The sequence below is a fragment of the Psychrobacter sp. NPDC078631 genome, from assembly GCF_050268165.1.
Classification (GTDB): domain Bacteria; phylum Pseudomonadota; class Gammaproteobacteria; order Pseudomonadales; family Moraxellaceae; genus Psychrobacter.
Genome location: NZ_JBNNGG010000008.1, coordinates 1 through 5,664 on the forward strand (window position 1 = coordinate 1; position 5,664 = coordinate 5,664).

The following is a 5,664-nucleotide window of genomic DNA, read 5'->3' on the forward strand; positions in this document are numbered from 1 at the left end:
CAGTTAACTTGTTGAAACAAATTAAAAAAAGAAGTTGACAGACTATTAAAACATGATATGATGGTCAGCTCGCTAAATAGGATAAGCCACATTGGCTGACTTGTTTAGTTTGAAATACTAGCACTGGACGACAGTGTCAGACATTATTTAAAAGCATAACTAAAGAACAACTTGTGTGGATTTTTGCTGATTCAGAATGCTAAAAAATAAAGTTGACTATCTTTTCTTTTCGGAAAGATTATTAACTATAAAAATTATCATTTAAGACAGCAGAAAAACTCAAAGTTAATTCATTACGAACATAATTTTTAGCGATTTTGCCAGATTAGATGAGCCAAGTTTAGAAGCTTCTTTAAAGAGCTTCATAGCAAGATTAAACTGAAGAGTTTGATCATGGCTCAGATTGAACGCTGGCGGCAGGCTTAACACATGCAAGTCGAGCGGAAACGATGGTAGCTTGCTACCAGGCGTCGAGCGGCGGACGGGTGAGTAATACTTAGGAATCTACCTAGTAGTGGGGGATAGCACGGGGAAACTCGTATTAATACCGCATACGACCTACGGGAGAAAGGGGGCAGTTTACTGCTCTCGCTATTAGATGAGCCTAAGTCGGATTAGCTAGATGGTGGGGTAAAGGCCTACCATGGCGACGATCTGTAGCTGGTCTGAGAGGATGATCAGCCACACCGGGACTGAGACACGGCCCGGACTCCTACGGGAGGCAGCAGTGGGGAATATTGGACAATGGGGGAAACCCTGATCCAGCCATGCCGCGTGTGTGAAGAAGGCCTTTTGGTTGTAAAGCACTTTAAGCAGTGAAGAAGACTCCGTGGTTAATACCCACGGACGATGACATTAGCTGCAGAATAAGCACCGGCTAACTCTGTGCCAGCAGCCGCGGTAATACAGAGGGTGCAAGCGTTAATCGGAATTACTGGGCGTAAAGCGAGCGTAGGTGGCTTGATAAGTCAGATGTGAAATCCCCGGGCTTAACCTGGGAACTGCATCTGAAACTGTTAGGCTAGAGTAGGTGAGAGGGAAGTAGAATTTCAGGTGTAGCGGTGAAATGCGTAGAGATCTGAAGGAATACCGATGGCGAAGGCAGCTTCCTGGCATCATACTGACACTGAGGCTCGAAAGCGTGGGTAGCAAACAGGATTAGATACCCTGGTAGTCCACGCCGTAAACGATGTCTACTAGTCGTTGGGTCCCTTGAGGACTTAGTGACGCAGCTAACGCAATAAGTAGACCGCCTGGGGAGTACGGCCGCAAGGTTAAAACTCAAATGAATTGACGGGGGCCCGCACAAGCGGTGGAGCATGTGGTTTAATTCGATGCAACGCGAAGAACCTTACCTGGTCTTGACATATCTAGAATCCTGCAGAGATGCGGGAGTGCCTTCGGGAATTAGAATACAGGTGCTGCATGGCTGTCGTCAGCTCGTGTCGTGAGATGTTGGGTTAAGTCCCGCAACGAGCGCAACCCTTGTCCTTAGTTACCAGCGGGTTAAGCCGGGAACTCTAAGGATACTGCCAGTGACAAACTGGAGGAAGGCGGGGACGACGTCAAGTCATCATGGCCCTTACGACCAGGGCTACACACGTGCTACAATGGTAGGTACAGAGGGCAGCTACACAGCGATGTGATGCGAATCTCAAAAAGCCTATCGTAGTCCAGATTGGAGTCTGCAACTCGACTCCATGAAGTAGGAATCGCTAGTAATCGCGGATCAGAATGCCGCGGTGAATACGTTCCCGGGCCTTGTACACACCGCCCGTCACACCATGGGAGTTGATTGCACCAGAAGTGGATAGCTTAACCTTCGGGGAGGCGTTCACCACGGTGTGGTTGATGACTGGGGTGAAGTCGTAACAAGGTAGCCGTAGGGGAACCTGCGGCTGGATCACCTCCTTATAGACGCATTCGGTCAGCAAGAATTCACAACAAGTTGTTCTTTAGTTTAAGCTTACGTTTTAACAAACGTATTAGGGTCTGTAGCTCAGCTGGTTAGAGCACCGTGTTGATAACGCGGGGGTCGGTGGTTCAAGTCCACCTAGACCCACCATTTTACAATGGGGCCATAGCTCAGTTGGTAGAGCGCCTGCCTTGCACGCAGGAGGTCAACGGTTCGACTCCGTTTGGCTCCACCACTACTAAGACGGTTAAGTAAGCTTTAGATGCTAATAAATAAATAGGTATTAAATAGAAACAAGTGATTGTTAATGATTACTTCTTTCTGTTTTATACAGAATCTGTGACTCGACGAGAGCATAGAGACTATTTAAAAACATAGATATGAGTCTGGGTTAGGAAGAGCGTGTTCACGCGCACTTCTTAACCTTAATAACTCACCTCTTAACGACATCAGTTGTTATCCCAGGGGTGAGTTATTAAAAAAAGTAAAGAGAACTGAATCAAGCGTATAAACATAGGTGATATCGTTATCATAATTAGATTGTATGACACTTAGAAGTCGAAAGACTACTTGGGGTTGTATGGTCAAGTAATGAAGCGCACATGGTGGATGCCTTGGCAGTCAGAGGCGATGAAAGACGTGACAGCCTGCGATAAGCTTCGGGGAGGCGGCAATATCCTGTGATCCGGAGATTTCTGAATGGGGAAACCCACTTACCATAAGGTAGGTATCCTAATTTATTAGGAAGCGAACGAGGGGAAGTGAAACATCTCAGTACCCTTAGGAATAGACATCAATTGAGATTCCCCTAGTAGCGGCGAGCGAACGGGGAGAAGCCGATTAATTCTAATGTAGAAGAACAGCGTGGGAAAGCTGACCGTAGTAGGTGATAGTCCTGTATTCGAAACATTAGAGTTAACATATTAAGTAGAGCGGGGCACGAGAAATCCTGTTTGAAGATGGGGGGACCATCCTCCAAGGCTAAATACTCCTGACTGACCGATAGTGAACCAGTACCGTGAGGGAAAGGCGAAAAGAACCCCTGTGAGGGGAGTGAAATAGAACCTGAAACCGTGTGCGTACAAGCAGTGGGAGCCCACTTGTTGGGTGACCGCGTACCTTTTGTATAATGGGTCAGCGACTTATATTCTGTAGCAAGGTTAACCGTTTAGGGGAGCCGTAGGGAAACCGAGTCTTAATAGGGCGTTTAGTTGCAGGGTATAGACCCGAAACCGAGTGATCTATCCATGAGCAGGTTGAAAGTGCCGTAACAGGCACCGGAGGACCGAACCCACTGTCGTTGAAAAGCCAGGGGATGACTTGTGGATAGGGGTGAAAGGCTAATCAAACTCGGTGATAGCTGGTTCTCCCCGAAAGCTATTTAGGTAGCGCCTCGGACGAACACCATTGGGGGTAGAGCACTGTTTCGGCTAGGGGGTCATACCGACTTACCAAACCGATGCAAACTCCGAATACCGATGAGTGATATCCGGGAGACACACGGTGGGTGCTAACGTCCATCGTGGAGAGGGAAACAACCCAGACCGCCAGCTAAGGCCCCAAATTCCTAGTTAAGTGGGAAACGAGGTGGGAAGGCATAGACAGCTAGGAGGTTGGCTTAGAAGCAGCCATCCTTTAAAGAAAGCGTAATAGCTCACTAGTCGAGTCGGCCCGCGCGGAAGATGTAACGGGGCTCAAACTAGGAGCCGAAGCTGCGGATTTGAATTTGTTTTCAAGTGGTAGGGGAGCGTTGTGTAAGCCTGTGAAGGTGTGTTGTAAAGCATGCTGGAGGTATCACAAGAGCGAATGCTGACGTGAGTAACGATAATGCGAGTGAAAAGCTCGCACGCCGGAAGATCAAGGGTTCCAGTCCAACGTTAATCGGGGCTGGGTGAGTCGACCCCTAAGGCGAGGCCGAAAGGCGTAGTCGATGGGAAATCGGTTAATATTCCGATACTTGTTTATAATGCGATGGAGGGACGGAGAAGGTTATGTCAGCCTGGCGTTGGTTGTCCAGGTGAAAGGATGTAGGTTTATAGCTTAGGTAAATCCGGGCTATTTTATACCGAGATCTGATAGCAAGCTGTACTTGTACAGCGAAGTGGCAAATACCATGCTTCCAGGAAAAGCTTCTAAGCAATAGTTATAAACGAATCGTACCCTAAACCGACACAGGTGATCAGGTAGAGAATACCAAGGCGCTTGAGAGAACTCTGCTGAAGGAACTAGGCAAAATGGTACCGTAACTTCGGGAGAAGGTACGCTGTTGATGGTGATAGGACTTGCTCCTTGAGCTGTTGGCAGTCGCAGATACCAGGCTGCTGCAACTGTTTATTAAAAACACAGCACTCTGCAAACACGAAAGTGGACGTATAGGGTGTGATGTCTGCCCGGTGCTGGAAGGTTAATTGATGGGGTTAGCGTAAGCGAAGCTCTTGATCGAAGCCCCAGTAAACGGCGGCCGTAACTATAACGGTCCTAAGGTAGCGAAATTCCTTGTCGGGTAAGTTCCGACCTGCACGAATGACATAATGATGGCAGCGCTGTCTCCAGCAGAGACTCAGTGAAATCGAAATCGCAGTGAAGATGCTGTGTACCCGCGGCTAGACGGAAAGACCCCGTGAACCTTTACTACAGCTTTACATTGAACTTTGACCTGACTTGTGCAGGATAGGTGGGAGGCTTTGAAGCCGAGACGCTAGTCTCGGTGGAGCCAATCTTGAAATACCACCCTGGTCATGTTGGGGTTCTAACTCAGGTATAACAATACCGAGGACAATGTATGGTGGGTAGTTTGACTGGGGCGGTCTCCTCCTAAAGAGTAACGGAGGAGTACGAAGGTGCGCTCAGACCGGTCGGAAATCGGTCGTAGAGTATAAAGGCAAAAGCGCGCTTAACTGCGAGACCCACAAGTCGAGCAGGTACGAAAGTAGGTCTTAGTGATCCGGTGGTTCTGTATGGAAGGGCCATCGCTCAACGGATAAAAGGTACTCTGGGGATAACAGGCTGATACCGCCCAAGAGTTCATATCGACGGCGGTGTTTGGCACCTCGATGTCGGCTCATCTCATCCTAGGGCTGAAGCAGGTCCTAAGGGTATGGCTGTTCGCCATTTAAAGAGGTACGCGAGCTGGGTTTAGAACGTCGTGAGACAGTTCGGTCCCTATCTACCGTGGGCGTTGGAAATTTGAGAGGATCTGCTCCTAGTACGAGAGGACCAGAGTGGACGAACCTCTGGTGTTCGGGTTGTCACGCCAGTGGCATTGCCCGGTAGCTACGTTCGGATGGGATAACCGCTGAAAGCATCTAAGCGGGAAGCCCACCTCAAGATTAGATTTCCCTAAAGAGCCGTTCAAGACTAGGACGTTGATAGGCAGGGTGTGGAAGCGCAGCGATGCGTGTAGCTAACCTGTACTAATTGCTCGTTTGGCTTGACCATACAACACCCAAGTGGTTTGTATACAAGTCTAATTAATCTATCTTGTATAGCTCAGGCTATAGAATAAAGAAAGAATATTTCGATATCACCTTTAACCTTGATTCAGTTAGGTTACAAGTTGATCGACCATAAACTAAACATTTATAGTCAAACAATAAAAATAACAGACTCATATCTAACCCCCTTTGCTGACGACAATAGCGCGATGGCCCCACCTGATCCCTTCCCGAACTCAGAAGTGAAACATCGTAGCGCCAATGGTAGTGTGGTTCGCCCATGTGAGAGTAGGTCATCGTCAGCTCTCTATTCTA

The 5,664-nt window shown here is 48.1% G+C and carries 2 tRNA genes and 3 rRNA genes; all 5 read left to right on the forward strand.

From position 1 onward, the window contains the following. Nucleotides 1-375: 375 nt before the first annotated feature. The 5 genes from ACQKCP_RS12995 (at nucleotide 376) to rrf (ending at nucleotide 5,654) form a co-directional block, all read left to right on the forward strand. Nucleotides 376-1,914, forward strand: a 16S ribosomal RNA gene (locus tag ACQKCP_RS12995). A gap of 74 nt (nucleotides 1,915-1,988) precedes the next feature. Further along, nucleotides 1,989-2,065 (forward strand) — tRNA-Ile (locus ACQKCP_RS13000). Nucleotides 2,066-2,074: 9 nt separating this feature from the next. Further along, nucleotides 2,075-2,150: transfer RNA gene (locus ACQKCP_RS13005), tRNA-Ala, on the forward strand. A gap of 347 nt (nucleotides 2,151-2,497) precedes the next feature. Beyond that, a 23S ribosomal RNA gene (locus ACQKCP_RS13010) occupies nucleotides 2,498-5,353 on the forward strand. 187 nt (nucleotides 5,354-5,540) lie between these two features. Beyond that, nucleotides 5,541-5,654, forward strand: a 5S ribosomal RNA gene (gene rrf / locus ACQKCP_RS13015). Together the 16S, 23S and 5S rRNA genes with 2 tRNA genes alongside form the textbook arrangement of a ribosomal RNA operon. Nucleotides 5,655-5,664: the final 10 nt, after the last annotated feature.